This window comes from Natrinema sp. 1APR25-10V2, from assembly GCF_031626495.1.
GTDB lineage: Archaea > Halobacteriota > Halobacteria > Halobacteriales > Natrialbaceae > Natrinema.
This window is the reverse complement of sequence record NZ_JAMQOJ010000005.1, coordinates 124,149-141,830: the sequence shown is the minus strand read 5'-3', so window position 1 is coordinate 141,830 and position 17,682 is coordinate 124,149. Positions and strand designations below refer to the sequence as shown.

The window sequence follows — 17,682 nt, the reverse complement described above, 5'->3', positions numbered from 1 at the left end:
CCGCCCGACCGACGGATCGCCGCGACCGCGGGGTTTTTCGTATCGGCGTTCGAACCTGTATCCATGTCAGCGCTCCGCGACGCGTTGGGGGATCTCTCCGAGGACGTCTTCTTCGATCTGCTCGAGAGCGAGGACGCCTACCTGCTCGTCCTCGACGTGCCCGGGGTCTCCACCGAGTCGCTCGATATCGCGATCGAGGACGGCCGGATCTCCATCGACGCCCACCGGGAGAAATCACCTGCCGGCGACTATCAGTATCTCGAGGAGAACCGGTCGCTCTTTCTCGACGTCGATCTGCCGCTGCCCGACGACGCCTCCGACGCCAACGCCGAGGCGACGATCGATCGCGGCGTCCTCGAGCTCACGCTGCCGAAACGCGGGGCAAGCGGCGAGACGACGATCGACATCGTCGACGAGGACGACTAACACGGGGTGACCGAGGCTGGCATCACTCCGCGCGTACAAACGGTTCGTTCTCGTCGCGTGGCAGTTCCTCCCGCTGTTGCTCGCCTACGCCCGCGACCGGCGGCGATTCCTCCTGTTCGGTCGCCGCCGACGGGTCGACGCCGAGACCCATCGGCACCGCGCCGAGGTGCTGCTCGAGTCGTTGCTGACGCTCGGGCCGACGTTCATCAAGCTCGGCCAGCTGCTGTCGACTCGCCCCGACGTCCTCCCGCCGGCGTACATCGACGTCCTCTCGGCGCTGCAGGACAACGTTCCGCCGGCACCGTGGCCCGAGGCGCGTGCGGTCCTCGAGGACGAGCTCGGGCCTATCGACGAGCGCTTCGCGTCGTTCGACGACGAGCCGATCAGCGGCGCGAGCCTCGGGCAGGTCTACCGGGCCCGCCTCGAGCGCGGGGCCGCCGAGACGGGCCGCGGCGAGGCGGACGCGGCGACGCCACCGACGGCCGGCGAGGCGACGCCGGCCCGCGCCGACGGCGAGGGCGGCCGCGAGGTCGCGGTGAAGGTCCGCCGGCCGAACATCGAGGACCTCGTCCGGGCCGACCTGCGGGTGATCAAGTGGTCGCTGCCGATCCTCCTCTATTTCGTCGACGACGCTCGCGCGTTCTCGCTCGAGAACCTCGCCGAGGAGTTCTCGAAGACGATCCGCGAGGAGATGGACTACGAACGGGAGGCGGAGATGCTCACCGAGATCCGCGAAAACTTCGCGGGCGACGATCGCTTCGTCATTCCCGACGTGATCGAGAGCCACTCCGGGCCGCGCGTACTGACGATGGAGTACGTCGCGGGGACGAAGATCAACGACCTCGAGGAACTCGAGCGCAAGGGGATCGACCGGACGAAGGTCGCGGAGAATCTGGAACGGTCGTACCTGCAGATGATCATCGAGGACGGCGTCTTCCACGCCGATCCGCACCCGGGGAACCTCGCGGTGACCGACGACGGGAAGATCGTCTTCTACGACTTCGGCATGTCGGGGCGGGTCGATCCGTTCGTCCAGGACAAGATCGTCGATTTCTACGTCGCCGTCGCCAATCAGGACATCGACGGTATCCTCGACGCGTTGATCGAGATCGGAACGCTGTCGCCCGACGCCGACCGCGGCGTCATGGCCGAGGTGATGGAGATCGCCATTCAGGACGCTCGCGGCGAGGACGTCGAGCAGTACCGGGTCAACCAGATCGTCGGCCAGATCGAGGACTCGATCTACGCCTTCCCGTTCCGATTGCCGAAGAACCTCGCGCTCGTCCTCCGCGTGGCGACCGTCGTCGAGGGAGTCTGCGTCACCCTGGACGAGGGCTTCGACTTCATCTCGACGGCGACCGACTACCTCACCGAGCAGGGCTACCGCGAGGAGTCCATCCGCCAGTATCTCGACCAAACCGGACAGCAGATTCGGCGATCGGGCGAGTCTCTGACCCGACTCGCGCCCAAGGCCGAGCGCGCGTTCGACCGGCTCGATCGGGACGATCTCTACGTTCGCATCGGTCTCGAGGACGAGGAACAGGTCTTCGACAAACTCGCGAAGCGGCTGGTCTACGGCATGCTATTGACGATGTCGCTGTTCTCGACCGGCGTGCTGTACGCGCTCGAGGCCCCCCGCGGTTCGATCGTCGCGGCGGTCTTCTCGGTGTTCGTAACGATCCAGCTCTACCGATCGTTCCGGAAGCCCAAATCGATCGGCGCGCGGCCGCAGTTCACCCGTCAGAACCTACGCCAGCGCCGCGGTGAGGAGTGACGGCGCAGCGAATGCGGTCGTCGGTAGACGTCTCCGCTATACCGTTCATCGACGGCTGACGGTCACAGCGGGCGGAGTATCCGTCCCATAATAATGTCGACGCGACCGGTGGGGCCCGGTAATGGCAACGGTACTGCTCGCGAATCCGAACGCCGACGTCGTGTCTCGCGAGACGGACGACGGTGGTTCGTCTGGGGAACCCACACGCGCGAACTTCGAGCCGCGATCGAAGACGGCGCGGACTTCGAGGCGGCCAGGGAACTTCACGAATCGCTGCCCGGCGAGGGGCCGATCGTCCGCCTCTCCGAGCGTTCGGACGAGCCGACGATCCGCGCTCACCGCGGGATCACGTCGGCCTACGAGGTCTTCTACTGTTTCGACTCGAGCGGCGAGCCCGTGCTTTCCGACCTGTTCCGAAACGCGCTCGCCCGCCTCGAGCCCCCGACCGTCGGGTGCCGGATCGCGCCAAGGCCGCCCACCTGCTCTACCGGACGACGCCGATCGACTCCTACGTCGAGCGGATCCACCGGCTCGGCCACGGCGAGACGCTCACGTGGTCGCCCGGCGAGACGACGCCGCGGACCGAACTGACGGAGCCCCTCGAGCCGGCACCCCACAGCAGGGTCGTGTCGATCCCCTCGAGCGCGCCGCGACCCGGCGCCGAGACGGTCTGAGCCCGCCCGACCGACGACGTACCTCTTTCTGCCCCGGGGCCCAAGGAACGGTATGGAGTACGATCTCATCGCCGATCTTCCGGTGACGATCGAGTCGGTTTCGACCGAGCGTCTCGAGCGCGACACCTCGAGCGAGTTCACCCGCGTGACGACCGAACTCGCGCTCTCGGGGCCGGCCCCGTCGGGCGACGGAGCGGTCACCGGACGCGGCGAGGACGTTACCTACGAGGCCGACGACCACGACCGACTGGCGGAGACGGGGCTGCCGGAGCTTACCGGCGAGTACACCGTCGACTCGTTTTCGGACCGGCTCGCGGAGCTCGATCTCTTTCCGGGTGGTGCACCCGAACGCGAGGTCTTCCGGAACTACCGGCGCTGGGGGGTAGAGAGCGCCGCGCTGGATCTCGCGCTTCGGCAGGCGGAGACGGACCTCGCGACGGCGCTCGGTCGCTCGCTCGAGCCGGTTCGTTTCGTCGCCAGCACCCGTCTCGGCGAGCCACCGACGACCGACCGGCTCGAGGCGCTTCGCGAGCGGATACCCGACCTCGCGTTCAAACTCGATCCGACGACCGAGTGGGACGTCGGCCTCGTCGCTGGCATCGAGGAGACGGTCGGGACGGACGCGGTCCGCATCCTCGATCTGAAGGGCCAGTACGAGGGAACCGACGTCGACGCTCCTGGGGACCCGGCGCTGTACGAACTCGTCCTCGAGTCGTTCCCCAGCGCCGTCCTCGAGGATCCGGCGCTGACCGACGAGACGGGGCCGCTGTTCGACGATCCCGACGTTCGGTCTCGAGTCTCCTGGGACGCGCCGATTCACGGTCTCGACGACCTCGAGGCCCTGCCGTGGGAACCCGAGTGGCTGAACGTCAAACCGTCGCGGTTCGGCTCGCTCGAGTCGCTCGCCGAGACGATCGCCTACTGCGAGGAGCACGGCATCCGACTGTACGGCGGCGGTCAGTTCGAACTCGGCGTCGGCCGCGGACAGATACAGACGCTCGCCTCGCTTTGCTATCCCGACGGCCCGAACGACGTCGCTCCGCGGGCGTACAACGACCCCGACGTCGGAGACGGACTGCCGGCGAGCCCGCTCGAGCCGCCGGCCGACGCTGTCGGGTTTCGGTGGGACTCGAGGACATAACGGCGGTAGAACAGGTGGCCGAACTGCCGACGTCCGTCGTTGGCCAGTACCTCTATGAGACGGTATCGCAAATCGAAGACGTCCGGGTTGGACTGGAGCTGTGAGTGGGTTCGGTCCAGCCTGGATGTGAGTTTTTCACCCGGACGGTTCCGGGTTTCGGTCACACCCATGAAAATATATGGGATTCGGCCATCGACTCGAACCGATCGGTAGCCTCCGCCGCCCCCGATGCCCGAATCGGGCCCGTTACCACACCGAACGCGCTCGAGGGGCCATTCCAAACGGTTTATGCACGTCGGTTGATTACGCCGGGATATGGCGAAACAGCAGACCGAAGTTCGCGACCTCCAGGAAGGGAGCTACGTCATGATCGACGACGCGGCGTGCAAGATCAACGCCTACTCGACAGCGAAACCGGGCAAACACGGCAGCGCCAAGGCCCGCGTCGAAGCCGAGGGCGTCTTCGACGGAAAGAAGCGATCGCTCTCCCAGCCCGTCGACGCGAAGATCTGGGTCCCGATCATCGAGCGCAAAAACGGACAGGTCGTCTCCGTCGACGGCGACGACATGCAGGTCATGGACTTAGAGACCTACGAGACCATCACGATGCGTATCCCCGACGACGTCGACGTCTCTCCCGACGAGAACATCGAGTACCTCGAGATGGAAGACCAGCGAAAGATCGTCTAATGTTTCCCGGGGCGGCCGACGAACGCGAGGGGACCGACGCGGCGGGTAACGGCCGTGGAGGCGCGAACTTCGTGGTCGTCGGTGCGCCCCTGGACGCCACGACGACCTTTCAGCCGGGGACCCGATTCGGCCCCCGACGGATCCGTTCTTTTGCCGAGCCGTTCGACGATTACGACCACCGGACGGACCGGCGATTTTCCGAACTCGGCGTCGTCGACCGCGGCGACGTCCGCGCGTGGGACGACGTCTCCGAGTATCTCGAGTACCTGACGAGCACGCTCCGCGAGGCCGTCTGGAACGACGGCGTCCCCCTGTTGCTCGGGGGCGAACACACCGTCTCCCTCGCTGGCGTCCGCGCGACGGAACCCGAGGTGTTCGTCTGTCTCGACGCCCACCTCGACCTGTACGATGCCTACGACGGCAATCCCCTCTCGCACGCCGCCGTGACCAGGCGCATTCTCGAGGACGTCGACTCCGTCGACGAGGCGATCATCCTCGGCGTTCGCACGGGCAGCGAAGCGGAGTGGGAACGCGCTGCCGCGGACGACGTGACCGTCGTCCCGCCCGAGGAGGTAGCCGACTGGGACCCCGGCGACCGACTCGCGGACCGCGAGGTCTACCTGAGCGTCGACATCGACGCTGCCGACCCCGGCTACGCGCCCGGTACCGGAACGATGGAGCCGTTCGGGCTCGAGCCGCGCGAACTCCGCGACGTGATTCGCGAAGTGGCACCGCAGGCCAGCGGGCTCGACGTAGTCGAGGTCAACGACCGCGACGACGGGCAGGCGGCCGCGCTGGCCGCGAAACTCGTCCGGGAGTTCGTCTTTTCGCACGCCGACGGCTGAACCGATCGCCTCGTCGTCGGTACTCGGCGATCGGAGACCGCGATCGACTCGATCGCCGGCGGACCCTCCTCGCAACGATCGAGGGCAGAAATGACAGTAGAGAATGTTTTTCATGGCGGAGGAAATAGGAGAGACCATGTCCACAGCCGTCCTCCAGTTTGCCGTCGGTGGGATCGAAATCGTCCTCCTCCTCTTCCTGTTCGTTTGCTCGATTATCGTCCCGCTCGTCGTCTCGTACTTCATCTACAGGGACGCGAAGCGGAGGAACAGTCGCCACGCCCTCGCGTGGGGGCTCGGCTCGTTCTTCGGAGCGGTCGTCGTCTGGCTCCTCTACGCCATCGTGCGCGACGAGGTCGGTTCGGGCGGGCCACGCTAGCCCCGAACGGCGGTCGCTGCACTCGAGCGAGACGACACACCCTTTTTACGCTCCGAGCGAACTCCCGACTATGCTCGAGACGACGCTGTGTTTCCCGCTCCGGGACGCCGAGAGCGGCGGCGACAGCGCCACCGACGGCGCCGACCGCGACGTCCTGCTCATCGAGAAACGCCGCGGGCTCGGCGAGGGCTGGTACAACGGCCCCGGCGGCAAGTGCGAACCCGGCGAGACCCCGCGAGAGTGTGCGATCCGGGAGACCCGGGAGGAGGTCGGCCTCGAGGTCACCGATCTCGAGAAGGCCGGCGAACTCACCTTCCTGCTCGACGGCGGGGGACACACCTTCTGTCACGTCTATCGCACGCACTCGTTCGAGGGTGAACCCACCTCCTCGGCGGAGGCCCACCCGGAGTGGGTCCCCACCGACGACGTGCCGTACGACCGGATGTGGGACGACGACCACCTGTGGCTGCCCGGCGTGCTCGAGGGTCGAACGGTCAGCGCCGAATTCCGCTTCGAGGGCGGTGAGCCGCTGGACGAGGCCGAATTCGTCGACCACGACCTCGAGTGGGGCGTGTCGTTCGCGGTCGATCGCCGCGAGTAACGGGGAGTGGGCTCGGGAACGTGGGCTACGTATGCGGTAGTATGGAGTCCCATTCTCCCTCATCGGGACCGCTTTATGAGTGCAAAGCGGATACTGTTGTTTGCCGACCGACGGACTCGAGAGAGGGCGCAGGGAATCGAAGCGTCCTGCTATCGTGGCAACGGGGGATCGCCACGTCCTCCCCAGCCGATTCACTCACTTCGTTCGCTCATCCCTCGCGCAACGTCGTCGACCGCCCTCGTTGGCACTCGGACGGGCGACAGCGCGCGCCACCGCGCGTCGGTCAGTCGATCCGGAACGAGACGTGGATTCCCGCTGTCGCTCGAGGTAGACTCACACAAATCCAACGGTAGTCCGCCCTCGCTCGCATCGGAACCCGTATCAGACCGTTTTAGGGCTCGAGCACGAGCTTCCCCGAACTCTTCCGGTCCTCGAGGTACTGGTGGGCCTCGGCCGCGTCCTCGAGTGCGAAGGATTCGCCCAGAACGATCTCGAGGTCACCGCTCGCGAGCCCGTCGGTGAGTTCGGGGACCGCTTTCATGACCCGGCTCGGATCGTGCATGGCGGCCTGGCCGAGGTGGAACCCTTTGACGGTCTTGTTCTCGAAGAGCAGGCGCTGGTTGCTCACTTCGGCGGGGACGCCGCTAGCGACGCCGTAGGTGACCATGCGTCCGAAGTGGGCCATCACGTCGAGGCTGCGCTCGAAGACGTCGTCGCCGACGCTCTCCAGGACGAGGTCGACGCCCTCGCCGTCGGTCTCCTCGTCGACGATGTCGCGGAAGTCCGTGTTCGTGTAGTTGATCGCGTGATCGCAGCCCAGCGAGTTCGCGAGCTCGAGTTTTTCGCGCGTGCTCGCGGTGCCGAAGACCGTCGCGCCGGCGTTCGACGCCAGCTGGACGGCGGCCGTGCCGACCCCGCCCGCGGCGGCCTGGATCAGGACGGACTCGCCTTCCTCGAGCCCTCCCCACTCGAATAGACACGCGTGGGCGGTGAGAAACTGGACGGGGAAGCCGGCAGCTTCCGCGAAGCTCATCGCCTCGGGGACCGGGAACAGCGACTGGGCGTCGGCGGTGACGTACTCCGCGTAGCCGCCGGTGGTGATCATCCCGACGACGCGGTCGCCCTCGCTCAGGTCGTCGACGCCCTCGCCGACCGCGTCGACAGTGCCTGCGGCCTCCATGCCGGGGACGTACGGCGGTTCGGGGCCACCGGGGTAGTGGCCGCGTCGCTGCATGACGTCCGCGAAGTTGATCCCGGCCGCTTCGATGTCGATTCGAACCTCGCCGGCGTCCGGCTCCGGCGTCTCCGCGTCGACGACCGAGAGCTCGTCGCTGTCGCCGTACGCGTCGACTTCGATTGCTTTCATACCGATCCATCGTACGGCAGTCGCTCGCATAAAGCTGTGAGAACCGGATAAAACAATTCTTTAGTTTACAATTTCTACAGCAGGGAGCGCGAACGCGTCCGACCAATGACTAAGTGCTGACAGTACGAACCGGCGTCTATGTCCCCTCGCACACGGAATCATCCCTCTCGACTGCCGCCGGAGCCCGTATGAACGAACGCCGCAACCGTCGACTCAGTGCCGTCGTCGGCGTGTTCCTCCTCCTCGTCACCGGCGGCGGCGTCGCCCTGCTCGGTACCGACGCTCTCGACGCACCGGCGTTTCTCGCCCAGCTAACGTTGCTCGGACTGGCCGGCGTATTCGATATCGTCGCAGCGACCGAGACGCCACTGACCGATCGCTGGGCGTGGTACCAGTGGAGCGGTGCCGGAAACGTCCTGCTCGGACTGTCGCTCCCGCTCGGGTTCGCCGGGACTGACGGTCTCTTTTTCCTCCTCCTGACCGGCGTCGGCGGGCTCTCGCTGGCGGCGATGGGGATCGACATGCTCGCGTTCCACGGGAAGTACACTCGCGGCGAGCGACTCGACCGAAAGGGAGGGTGACCGTCAGGCGTTTCGAACGTGTCGTCTCCGTCCGATCCGTGGCGAGTCGCGGAACGGCGTCCGGCCTTCGCATGGTTTAAGCCCGCGCTGCCTGAGAGTCGAACCAATGAGCGACGAGAGTCAGGAACTCGGCATCACCGAGTCGAAATCGCACAAGCCCGGCGAGTGGTACGCCGAGGTCGTCCAGAAGGCCGGCCTCGCCGACTACGCCCCGATGGGCGGGTTCATCGTCACGAAGCCCCGCGGCTACGCGCTCTGGGAGGGCATCCAGGACGCGCTCGACGGCTGGTTCAAAGAGACCGGCGTCGACAACGTCTACTTCCCGATGTTCATCCCCGAGAGCTTCCTCGAGCGGGAGAAAGACATCGTCGAGGGGTTCGACCCCGAGGTGGCGTGGGTGACCCAGGGCGGCCACGAGGAACTCGAGGAGCGCCTCGCGGTGCGTCCCACGAGCGAGTCGATCATCGCGCCCTTTATGGCCGACTGGACGCGGAGCCACCGCGACTTGCCGCTGCGGCTCAATCAGTGGTGCTCGGTCGTCCGCTGGGAGGCCACGGAGACGAAGCCGTTCTTCCGGACGAAGGAGTTCATGTGGCAGGAGGGCCACACCGCCCACGCGAGCAACGAGGGCGCGTGGGAGGAGGTCTGGACCCGACTCGACCAGTACGAGCGCGTCTACGAGGACGTGCTGGCGATCCCGGTGCTGCGGGGTAAAAAGCCCGAACACGACAAGTTCCCCGGCGCGGACACGACGACCACCGTCGAGGCGCTGATGCCGGACGGCAAGTCCGTCCAGGGCGCGACCAGTCACAACCTCGGCCAGAGCTTCGCCGAGGCGTTCGACATCACCTTCGTCGACGAAGACGAGGACGAACAGACGGCATACACCACCTCGTGGGGACTCTCCTGGCGGGCTCTCGGGGCGCTCGTCATGACCCACTCCGACGATCAGGGCCTCGTGCTCCCGCCGACGATCGCACCCACGCAGGTCGTCATCGTCCCGATCTGGCAGGAGGACACCAAGGACGACGTCCTCGAGTACTCCCAGGAGATCGCCGACGATCTCGAGACGGCTGGCTTCCGCGTCGAACTCGACGACCGCGACGAGCGCAACCCCGGCTTCAAGTTCAACGAACACGAACTCAACGGCGTTCCCCTCCGCCTCGAGATCGGCCCCTACGAGGTCGAAGACGGGGAGGTTACGCTGGTTCACCGGCCGGACAACGAAGAAGCCGTCGAGGACCGCGACGAGATCGTCGACGTCGTCGACGAGCACCTCGAGGAGATCTACGACAAACTCTACGAGGCGGCCGAGGAGAACCTGGAAGCGAACATCCGCGAGGCCGACAGCCCCGAGGAGATCATGGGGACGATCGGCCAGCACGGCGGGTACGTGAAGACGGCGTGGTGCGGCGACGAGGCCTGCGAGGAGGCCATCAAGGAGAAGGTCGCCGCGGAGATCGTCATGCAGCCTCTGGACGACGAGGGCGGGCAGACCGCGGGTGAGGTACCCGAACCCGAGAACGACGAGTGTACCGTCTGCGGCGAGCCCGCCGACGAGATCGCGTACTTCGCGAAGTCGTACTAGCGGGGGACGCGACTCGATCTCTGCGATCCGTCGGTTACGACGCGACGGCGCTGCACGGCCACGTCTCCATATCCAGCAGTTTCACGTGCCGCTCCGTGCTGACCACGCCGTGAACGTTCTCCGCGGGGACGAGTTCGCTGTCGATCTGGCGCCGATTGTCGCCTTTGACGACGAGGACGTGTCTCCCCTCGAGCGCCTTCGCCTCCTCCATAGTCATGTCTGTCGCGACGAACGTACGCTGTGGAAGATCCTCGCGCGCGAGGAGGCCATCTTGATACAGATAGTGGTCGGCTTCACTACTGTTGTAGGACTCGTACTCGGCGATGACGCGATGTGCGAGCCAACCGCCGACGTCTGCATCTGTCGACCCACCGAGTCGTACTTTCGGCCCCGTTACGTCGATCGCCTGCGGTTCGTACGCGACGACTTTCCCTTCTAGCGAGGACTCCCCGTCCCAGTCGTGAGCGGATGCGAGGCTGCAGCCCGCCGGAACGGCCGGGGCCATGCTTTCACCGCCGACGAGTACGTATCCACCGTACGGGAAGACGAGATTCAGGATCCCGACGATGAGAACAACGAGTGCGGTCGTACGACGGGCACGATACGTGAGACGGCACCGAATATCCATTATTGAAAAGCAGATTGAACATACTATATAATTTTCATCACCGGTTGGTCTAGGGTGGGGAGCACATCTGCTCGGGCCCCTCTCCTACCCGCAAGTCCCTGCGAGCGACGATGGCAGACGAAGTGTATGTTACTCTCTCCCTCACCTAATCCTTTAACCCGAGGTATCTTGTTCACGAGAGAAGACTACTCTTCCGTGGTGTTCACTCTGGTGGGTGGACACTACGTGCCTCTGACATTCCCCGCTGCCGGAAAGCCGTCCTTTCCGGAGGGGGGTTCGGCCGGCAGTCGTACCGGTTCACGTGTCTACTGAACTTCCCCTCGCTAGTGTACGGTAGCGGTTCGACAGCGGTGATTAAGGCTTTATCCTATACCTTATATTCGGTTATATGTGTTTATAATACGCTTAGTCATAATGGGTTAGCCTCTTATAGTTGTTTCCGCTACGAGTGTGTATGTCACAGCCACATATAGCGTCATCCACCGAGCGTTCCCAGGGGCTCGCCGACCCCGAGGACGCACGGTCGAACTGCGGCGTCGGCGTCGTGATGGACCTCGATGGGGATGGGGGCCACGACATCGTCGCCGACGGACTCGAACTACTCGTCAACCTCGAGCACCGCGGGACGACCGGGGCGGAAAGAGACACCGGCGACGGGGCTGGCATCATGCTCCAGACGCCCGACTCGTTCTTCCAGGACGTTCTCGAAGCCGATCTGCCGGACACCTACGCCGTCGGTTCGCTCTTTCTCCCGCAGGACACCGCCGCACGCAACGAACTCGTCTCGCTCGTCGAGGAGACCTTCGAGACCTACGATCTCGACGTCCTCGAGTGGCGTGACGTGCCGACGAACAACGAGGACCTCGGGAAGACGGCCGTCGACTCCGAACCGGACGTCTGGCAGGTCGTCGTCGCACCCGAAGACGATATCTCCGGTGACGACTTCGACCGCCGGCTCTACGTCGCCCGGCGGGCACTCGAGAACGCCGTCGAGGACGCCGATATCGAGAACAAAGAGCGGTTCTACGTCTGCTCGCTCGACTCGAAGACGGTCGTCTACAAGGGACTGCTCAAAGGCGTACAGGTCCCCTCCTACTACCCCGATCTGACCGACGAGCGGATGGAGTCGACGTTCGTCATGGTCCACGAGCGGTTCTCGACGAACACCCTCGGCGCCTGGCACCTCGCCCACCCCTACCGGAACATCATCCACAACGGCGAGTTCAACACCATTCAGGGCAACATCAATTGGATGCGCGCCCGCGAGACCGACATCGAGAGCGACGTTCTCGAGGATCTCGAAGCGGTCAAGCCGATCATCGACGACCCCGACCAGTCCGACACCGCGAGCGTCGACAACGCGCTCGAACTGCTGATGCAGGACGGCCGGGACCTCGAACACGCGCTCCGAATGCTCGTCCCCGAGGCCTGGCGCGGCGACGACGCGATGGACGCCGACCGCAAGGACTGGTACGACTTCCACGCCTCGCTCGTCGAGCCGTGGGACGGCCCCGCGCTCGTGGCTGCGACCGACGGCGAACGCGTCGGTGCCGTCCTCGACCGCAACGGGCTGCGCCCCTGCCGGTACGACGTAACCACCGACAACCGCCTGATCATGGCCAGCGAGGCCGGCGCGCTCGAGACCGAGCCCGAACACATCGAGGAGCGCGGCCGCCTCCAGCCCGGCCAGCTGTTCCTCGCTGACCCCAACGAGGGTCGGGTCATCCCCGACGAGGAGGTTTTCGAGGACCTCACCGACGACCGTTACGGCGAGTGGGTCGCTCAGGAGCAGGTCCACTTGGACGACATCCGGACCACGAACGATCGCTCGCCGCAGGAAGCGGTCGACGGTCTGCGCGACTACCAGGCCGCCTTCGGCTACACGCACGACGAACTCGAGAACATGATCGAGCCGATGACCCAGAAGGGGAAAGACCCCGTCGGCTCGATGGGCGACGACACGCCGCTGTCGGTGCTGACCGAGTTCAACCGGCCGCTGTTCTCCTACTTCAAACAGCTGTTCGCGCAGGTCACTAACCCGCCGCTTGACTACATCCGCGAGGAACTCGTCACCTCGATGGAGTCGCGACTCGGCTTCCAGCGTAACCTGCTCGACGAGTCGCCCGAGCACGCCCGCCAGCTCGTGCTCGACTCGCCGATCCTGACCGACGCCGAACTCGAGTCGGTTCGCGACTGTTCGGCAAACGACATCACCGCGGCGACGATCGACATCACCTACGAACCCGAGAGCGACGAACTCGGCGTCGATCTCGAGGCGGCGATCGAACGCGTCCGCGAGGACACCGTCGACGCGATCGAAGCGGGCAACGACGTCATCGTCCTCTCGGACCGCGGCGTCGACGAGGATCGGGTCGCGATCCCGAGCCTGCTGGCGACGGGGGCCGTCCACCACCACCTCGTGCGCAACGGACTGCGCAACCACGTCGGCCTCGTCGTCGAGTCCGCCGATCCGCGCACGGTTCACCACTTCGCGACGCTGGTCGGCTACGGCGCTGGCGCGGTCAACCCGTACCTGGCCTACCAGACGATCGAGGACATCACCGCCGGCCCCGACGGTGCCGATACGGAGGTCGCGATCGACGCCTACGTCGGCGCGGTCGAGGACGGCCTCCTGAAGATCATGGCCAAGATGGGCATCTCGACGGTCGAGAGCTATCAGGGCGCCCAGATCTTCGAGGCAGTCGGCCTCGATTCGGACCTCGTCGCGGAGTACTTCGAGGGCACGGAGAACCGCACGGGAGGGATCGGCCTCGCCGAAATCGAAGAGGACGTTCGCGAGCGCCACGAGACGGGCTTCGACAGCGGTGAGGAGGAACCCGATCTCGATCGCCACGGCGAGTACGAGCACCGCTCGGACGGGATCTACCACCAGTGGAACCCGCAAACGGTCGGCGCGCTCCAGCAGGCCGTCCGCTCGAACGACTACGAGCGCTACCAGGACTTCGCCGAACTGATCAACGACCAGCAACAGAACCTCCAGACCCTGCGCGGACTGCTCGAGTTCGATTCGGACCGCGATCCGATTCCGCTCGAGGACGTCGAACCGATCAAGGACGTCGTCCAGCGCTTCTCGACGGCTGCGATGAGCCTCGGCTCGCTCTCGCCGGAGGCCCACGAGAACAACTCGATCGCGATGAACCGGCTGGGCGGCAAGTCCAACTCCGGTGAGGGCGGCGAGCCGCCGGAGCGGTTCAACACCGAGCGTGAGTGCAACGTCAAGCAGGTCGCGTCCGGCCGATTCGGCGTCACGTCGACCTACCTCTCGAACGCCGACGAACTCCAGATCAAGATGGCCCAGGGCTCGAAGCCCGGCGAAGGCGGCCACCTCCCCGGCTCGAAGGTCAACGAGATGATCGCCCACGTTCGGAAGTCCACGCCCGGCGTCGGCCTCATCTCGCCGCCGCCGCTGCACGACATCTACTCGATCGAGGACCTCAAACAGCTGATATTCGACCTCAAAGCCGCGAACGAGGCGGCCGACATCAACGTCAAGCTCGTCTCCGAGGCCGGCATCGGCACGGTCGCCGCCGGCGTCGCGAAGGCCAACGCCGACGTGGTCCACATCTCGGGCCACTCCGGCGGGACGGGCGCCTCGCCGCGAACCTCGATCAAGAGCGCCGGCCTCCCGTGGGAGCTCGGCCTCGCCGAGGCCAACCAGATGCTCTGTGCGACCGGCCTGCGCGACCGTATCCGCGTCTCGACCGACGGCGGCATGAAGACCGGCCGCGACGTGGCCGTCGCCGCCCTGCTCGGGGCCGAGGAGTACATCTTCGGCACCGCGTCGCTGGTCACCGGCGGCTGCGTGATGGCCCGGCAGTGTCACAAGAACACCTGCCCGGTCGGCGTCGCTACCCAGCGTGAAGACCTGCGCAAACGGTTCCCCGGCGAGCCCGAACACGTCATCAACTACATGACGTTCATCGCGCAGGAGCTGCGCGAGATCATGGCCGAACTCGGCTTCGAGACCGTCGACGAGATGATCGGTCAGGTCGGCGTCCTGGAGCAGCGCGACGACGTCGACCACCCGAAGGCCCGCAACGTCGACCTCTCGGAAGTGCTGGCCGACCCAGGCAGCGACGTCCGCCGCAAGATCCGCGAGCAGGACCACGAACTCGAGGACCAGCTCGACCGCGATCTCATCGAGGCCGCGGCCGACGCGATCGAGAATCAGGAGCCCGTCAGTCTCGAGCGGCAGGTGACGAACGTCGACCGCACCGTCGGCGCGATGCTCTCGAACCGCATCACCAGCCGCTACGGTGAGCCCGGCCTCCCCGAGGACACGATCACCCTCGACCTCGAGGGGACCGCCGGCCAGAGCTTCGGTGCGTTCCTCGCCAGCGGCGTTTCGATGCATCTCGACGGCAGCGCCAACGACTACGTCGGCAAGGGGCTCTCGGGCGGCAAGCTGACGGTCCGGACCCCCGAGACCGCCGCCTACGAGCCGACCGAGAACGTCGCGATCGGCAACGTCGCGCTCTACGGCGCGACCGACGGCCAGCTGTACGTTAACGGCGTCGCCGGCGAGCGCTTCGCGGTTCGTAACTCCGGTGCGAAGGCCGTCGTCGAGGGCGTCGGCGACCACGGCTGTGAGTACATGACCGGTGGCGTCGTCGCCGTCCTCGGCGAGACCGGCAAGAACTTCGCGGCCGGCATGTCCGGCGGCGTCGCCTACGTCTACGACCCCGACGAGGAATTCGAAGCCAAGGCCAACACCGGCATGGTCTCGCTGCACGACGAACTCGAGGAGAAAGACGAGCGGATGCTCCGCCGCCTCGTCGAGAACCACGTCGCCTACACCGGCTCCGAGCGCGGCCAGCGCCTCCTCGAGAACTGGGAGCGCGCGCTCGAATCCTTCGTGAAGATCATGCCCGAGGCCTACTACGAGGCGATCACCGAGCAGGGCAGCGACGACGTGCGCAACGAACTGCCCGGCGCGCCCGAGGCCGACCTCGAGGCGGGATCGGCCAGTTACGCGGCGAGCGACGATTGACTCGCACTGCGTCTCTGTGCTCGCTTCGGACCGGATCGATCGGTCGACCGGTGGTCTCGTTCTCCGACACTCGATCACTCCGCTAGCCGCGCGTGGAAGTAGGGGAACCGGGCGTCCTCCTCGTCGGCGAGCGCGTCACTGAACTCCCCCGCTGCGACCAGTTCGAACCCGGCCGACTCGAGCTGGTCTCGAGTGGCCGCCGCGCCGGCCATGCTCCAGCGCATCTCGGTGCCGGTCTCGAGCCAGTCCGGGTTCGAACCGGTCCACTCGGTCCACCCCTCCGTGAGGAGGAGCCGTCCGCCCGGTCGGAGGACGCGTGCGAACGCCTCGATCGCCGTCGGGTGGTCGTCGATCGGAACGTGAATCAGCGAGTACAGTGCGGTGACGGCGTCGAACGCGTCCGCAGCGAAAGGGAGTCGACTCATCGCACCCTGACACAGCGCCGCGTCGGGAACGAGCTGCGTCGCCGTTTCGAGTTGCCCCCGCGAGAGGTCGAGTCCCACAGCCAGCTCCGGATCGCACCCGTTCGACGGATCGAGGACGTACTCGAGCGCCGGTGTTCCCTGCCCACAGCCGGCGTCGAGGAGGCGACAGCCGGCCGGTAGCGAATCGAAGAGCGCCTCGAGAGCCGCCGCCTCCGTCTCGTCGCGCGTCGCGATCCGTTCGCTCGTATACGTCGCCGTGATTTCGTCGTACGCTCGGCGGACGTCCTCCCTGTCGGCCATGGCCGTCCGTCTCGCGTGAGCGACAAGTGTCTTCGGTCGCTGTGCGAACGTGACCCACGCGCTCGCCGGCGTGCTCGAGCGAGACGGCCGGGAGAGGGCGCGACGGCGACGCTCGATCGGTCGGCTGACCCGGTTTCGTTCCGCCTACTCCCTGCCGAGCGTGTGGAACTCGTCGTTCGGTCGCATCTCGGCGAACGCGGCCATCCGATTGCTCATGTTGTAGTAGGCGGTGACGGCACCGATGTCCCAGATCGCTTCCTCGCTGAAGCCGGCCTCGCGCAGCCGCTCGAGGTCGGCGGGTTCGACCGCATCCGGGCGCTCGGTGAGTTTGACGGCCACGTCGAGCATCGTCCGGTGAGCCTCGCCGATATCCGCGGTCCGATAGTTCGCGATCAACTGGTCGGCCAGCGTCGGATCGTCGGCGTAGATGCGGACGAGCGCGCCGTGGGCGACGTTGCAGTAGTAGCAGTGGTTGACGCCGGAGACGGCGACGACGATCATCTCGATCTCCTCGCGCTCTAAGGCGGTGTCCTCGACGAGCGCGTCGTGGTAGTCGAAGAAGGCCCGGAAGTGCGACGGTTTGTACGCGAACGCGGAGAACACGTTCGGCGTGAAGCCCGCCTGCTCGGTTTCCTCGGCGATTCGGTCCTGCAGGTCCGCGGGAATGTCGTCGAACGCCGGTACGGGGAACTGCCCCATGGCGTCGTCGCGGAGTTCCGGGTGAGTGTCGCGTTCGGCGTCGGAGCTGGTATCGCTCATGGCTACCGATTCACATTCGATCGCCATAACTCGAGGGGCTGGCTTTCAGTCCGCTTTCCTGACGAGGCCGCCCGCGTCGACCGCTGCTCCGCGGACGGCCTCCTCGCTGGGCGCGTCGAGCAAGTGCGCCTCGCAGTCGCAGTCCGACGCGCCGAACTCGGCGACCGGCTCGCCCGGCAGTTGACCGGCTAATTCGCACTCCCGGTCGGCGTCCGCGAAGGTGATCGCAGTCTCGAGGCTCGCCGCCGGATCGCCGAGCAGGTAATCGACGTGCCAGTGGCGCGTCTCGCGCTCGCCGGCGGCGAGTTCCAGATGCCGGTCGATCCGAGCGAAGCCGCCGGGGCCGAACGCGCTGCCGACGTAGGCGTACGCGCCGGCGGCGAACTCGTGGACGCCCAGCGCGCCCACCTCGACGGTGGTCGGCCGGTCGACGGCGACGATAAGAACGTAGGTGCCGCTCATATCGGGTTTCGAGCGAGCGGCGGCAAAAACGAGTG

Annotated in this window: 16 protein-coding genes; 11 read left to right on the top strand and 5 right to left on the bottom strand. The window is 66.1% G+C overall.

Annotation, left to right across the window (positions count from 1 at the left end; genetic code table 11):
• Positions 1 to 63: 63 nt before the first annotated feature.
• The 8 genes from NDO75_RS16505 to NDO75_RS16470 all read left to right on the top strand — a co-directional run bounded on the left by NDO75_RS16505 (position 64) and on the right by NDO75_RS16470 (position 6,527).
• Positions 64 to 426, top strand: a complete 363-nt coding sequence (locus NDO75_RS16505) for an Hsp20/alpha crystallin family protein (RefSeq protein WP_310907709.1) — start codon at positions 64 to 66, stop codon at positions 424 to 426.
• Positions 427 to 502: 76 nt separating this feature from the next.
• A complete protein-coding gene (locus NDO75_RS16500) occupies positions 503 to 2,200 on the top strand; it encodes an AarF/ABC1/UbiB kinase family protein (RefSeq protein ID WP_310907708.1) in 1,698 nt (565 codons plus the stop codon).
• A gap of 452 nt (positions 2,201 to 2,652) precedes the next feature.
• Positions 2,653 to 2,874 (top strand): hypothetical protein, encoded by a 222-nt coding sequence (locus NDO75_RS16495; RefSeq protein WP_310907707.1) that lies wholly within the window; start codon positions 2,653 to 2,655, stop codon positions 2,872 to 2,874.
• Between the two features lie 52 nt (positions 2,875 to 2,926).
• Positions 2,927 to 4,015 carry a hypothetical protein gene (locus NDO75_RS16490; protein ID WP_310907706.1) on the top strand — a complete coding sequence of 363 codons (1,089 nt, stop codon included), beginning with the start codon at positions 2,927 to 2,929 and terminating at the stop codon, positions 4,013 to 4,015.
• Between the two features lie 315 nt (positions 4,016 to 4,330).
• Positions 4,331 to 4,705 (top strand): translation initiation factor IF-5A, encoded by a 375-nt coding sequence (locus NDO75_RS16485; RefSeq protein WP_310907705.1) that lies wholly within the window; start codon positions 4,331 to 4,333, stop codon positions 4,703 to 4,705.
• The gene (gene speB, locus NDO75_RS16480) at positions 4,705 to 5,550 is read left to right on the top strand and encodes an agmatinase (protein ID WP_310907704.1); all 846 of its coding nucleotides are present in this window, start codon (positions 4,705 to 4,707) and stop codon (positions 5,548 to 5,550) included. Before NDO75_RS16485 ends, speB begins: the two co-directional genes overlap by 1 nt.
• Before the next feature lie 136 nt (positions 5,551 to 5,686).
• Entirely contained in the window at positions 5,687 to 5,926 is a 240-nt protein-coding gene (locus NDO75_RS16475) for a hypothetical protein (RefSeq protein ID WP_310907703.1), read from the top strand.
• 70 nt (positions 5,927 to 5,996) lie between these two features.
• The gene (locus tag NDO75_RS16470; protein ID WP_310907702.1) at positions 5,997 to 6,527 is read left to right on the top strand and encodes an 8-oxo-dGTP diphosphatase; all 531 of its coding nucleotides are present in this window, start codon (positions 5,997 to 5,999) and stop codon (positions 6,525 to 6,527) included.
• A 391-nt stretch (positions 6,528 to 6,918) separates the two neighbouring features.
• On the opposite strand, the gene NDO75_RS16465 is transcribed toward NDO75_RS16470, so the two are convergent.
• The gene (locus NDO75_RS16465; protein ID WP_310907701.1) at positions 6,919 to 7,893 is read right to left on the bottom strand and encodes an NADPH:quinone oxidoreductase family protein; all 975 of its coding nucleotides are present in this window, start codon (positions 7,891 to 7,893) and stop codon (positions 6,919 to 6,921) included.
• A 188-nt stretch (positions 7,894 to 8,081) separates the two neighbouring features.
• Between NDO75_RS16465 and NDO75_RS16460 the strand changes: the two genes are divergently transcribed.
• Both NDO75_RS16460 and proS read left to right on the top strand, forming a co-directional pair.
• Entirely contained in the window at positions 8,082 to 8,474 is a 393-nt protein-coding gene (locus tag NDO75_RS16460) for a hypothetical protein (RefSeq protein ID WP_310907700.1), read from the top strand.
• A gap of 106 nt (positions 8,475 to 8,580) precedes the next feature.
• Positions 8,581 to 10,062: a proline--tRNA ligase gene (proS, locus tag NDO75_RS16455; protein WP_310907699.1), complete on the top strand. Its 1,482-nt coding sequence runs from the start codon at positions 8,581 to 8,583 to the stop codon at positions 10,060 to 10,062.
• A 34-nt stretch (positions 10,063 to 10,096) separates the two neighbouring features.
• Here the strand turns inward: proS and NDO75_RS16450 are convergent, their stop codons facing one another.
• The gene (locus tag NDO75_RS16450; protein ID WP_310907698.1) at positions 10,097 to 10,690 is read right to left on the bottom strand and encodes a hypothetical protein; all 594 of its coding nucleotides are present in this window, start codon (positions 10,688 to 10,690) and stop codon (positions 10,097 to 10,099) included.
• Between the two features lie 454 nt (positions 10,691 to 11,144).
• On the opposite strand from NDO75_RS16450, the gene gltB reads away from it, so the two are divergent.
• The gene (gene gltB, locus NDO75_RS16445) at positions 11,145 to 15,701 is read left to right on the top strand and encodes a glutamate synthase large subunit (RefSeq protein WP_310907697.1); all 4,557 of its coding nucleotides are present in this window, start codon (positions 11,145 to 11,147) and stop codon (positions 15,699 to 15,701) included.
• Between the two features lie 74 nt (positions 15,702 to 15,775).
• Here the strand turns inward: gltB and NDO75_RS16440 are convergent, their stop codons facing one another.
• From NDO75_RS16440 to NDO75_RS16430, 3 genes are all read right to left on the bottom strand, one after another.
• The gene (locus NDO75_RS16440) at positions 15,776 to 16,426 is read right to left on the bottom strand and encodes a class I SAM-dependent methyltransferase (protein ID WP_310907696.1); all 651 of its coding nucleotides are present in this window, start codon (positions 16,424 to 16,426) and stop codon (positions 15,776 to 15,778) included.
• A 144-nt stretch (positions 16,427 to 16,570) separates the two neighbouring features.
• Positions 16,571 to 17,185 carry a peroxidase-related enzyme gene (locus NDO75_RS16435; protein ID WP_310907695.1) on the bottom strand — a complete coding sequence of 205 codons (615 nt, stop codon included), beginning with the start codon at positions 17,183 to 17,185 and terminating at the stop codon, positions 16,571 to 16,573.
• A gap of 45 nt (positions 17,186 to 17,230) precedes the next feature.
• Positions 17,231 to 17,647, bottom strand: coding sequence for a GIY-YIG nuclease family protein (locus NDO75_RS16430; protein WP_310907694.1), 417 nt, complete (start codon positions 17,645 to 17,647; stop codon positions 17,231 to 17,233).
• Between the last annotated feature and the right edge of the window lie 35 nt (positions 17,648 to 17,682).

Coding starts and splice junctions, on each gene's coding strand:
- NDO75_RS16505 (WP_310907709.1), top strand. CDS start 64: ATGTCAGCGCTCCGCGACGCGTTGGGGGATCTCTCCGAGGACGTCTTC.
- NDO75_RS16490 (WP_310907706.1), top strand. CDS start 2,927: ATGGAGTACGATCTCATCGCCGATCTTCCGGTGACGATCGAGTCGGTT.
- NDO75_RS16485 (WP_310907705.1), top strand. CDS start 4,331: ATGGCGAAACAGCAGACCGAAGTTCGCGACCTCCAGGAAGGGAGCTAC.
- speB (WP_310907704.1), top strand. CDS start 4,705: ATGTTTCCCGGGGCGGCCGACGAACGCGAGGGGACCGACGCGGCGGGT.
- NDO75_RS16475 (WP_310907703.1), top strand. CDS start 5,687: ATGTCCACAGCCGTCCTCCAGTTTGCCGTCGGTGGGATCGAAATCGTC.
- NDO75_RS16470 (WP_310907702.1), top strand. CDS start 5,997: ATGCTCGAGACGACGCTGTGTTTCCCGCTCCGGGACGCCGAGAGCGGC.
- NDO75_RS16465 (WP_310907701.1), bottom strand. CDS start 7,893: ATGAAAGCAATCGAAGTCGACGCGTACGGCGACAGCGACGAGCTCTCG.
- NDO75_RS16460 (WP_310907700.1), top strand. CDS start 8,082: ATGAACGAACGCCGCAACCGTCGACTCAGTGCCGTCGTCGGCGTGTTC.
- proS (WP_310907699.1), top strand. CDS start 8,581: ATGAGCGACGAGAGTCAGGAACTCGGCATCACCGAGTCGAAATCGCAC.
- NDO75_RS16450 (WP_310907698.1), bottom strand. CDS start 10,690: ATGGATATTCGGTGCCGTCTCACGTATCGTGCCCGTCGTACGACCGCA.
- gltB (WP_310907697.1), top strand. CDS start 11,145: ATGTCACAGCCACATATAGCGTCATCCACCGAGCGTTCCCAGGGGCTC.
- NDO75_RS16440 (WP_310907696.1), bottom strand. CDS start 16,426: ATGGCCGACAGGGAGGACGTCCGCCGAGCGTACGACGAAATCACGGCG.
- NDO75_RS16435 (WP_310907695.1), bottom strand. CDS start 17,185: ATGAGCGATACCAGCTCCGACGCCGAACGCGACACTCACCCGGAACTC.
- NDO75_RS16430 (WP_310907694.1), bottom strand. CDS start 17,647: ATGAGCGGCACCTACGTTCTTATCGTCGCCGTCGACCGGCCGACCACC.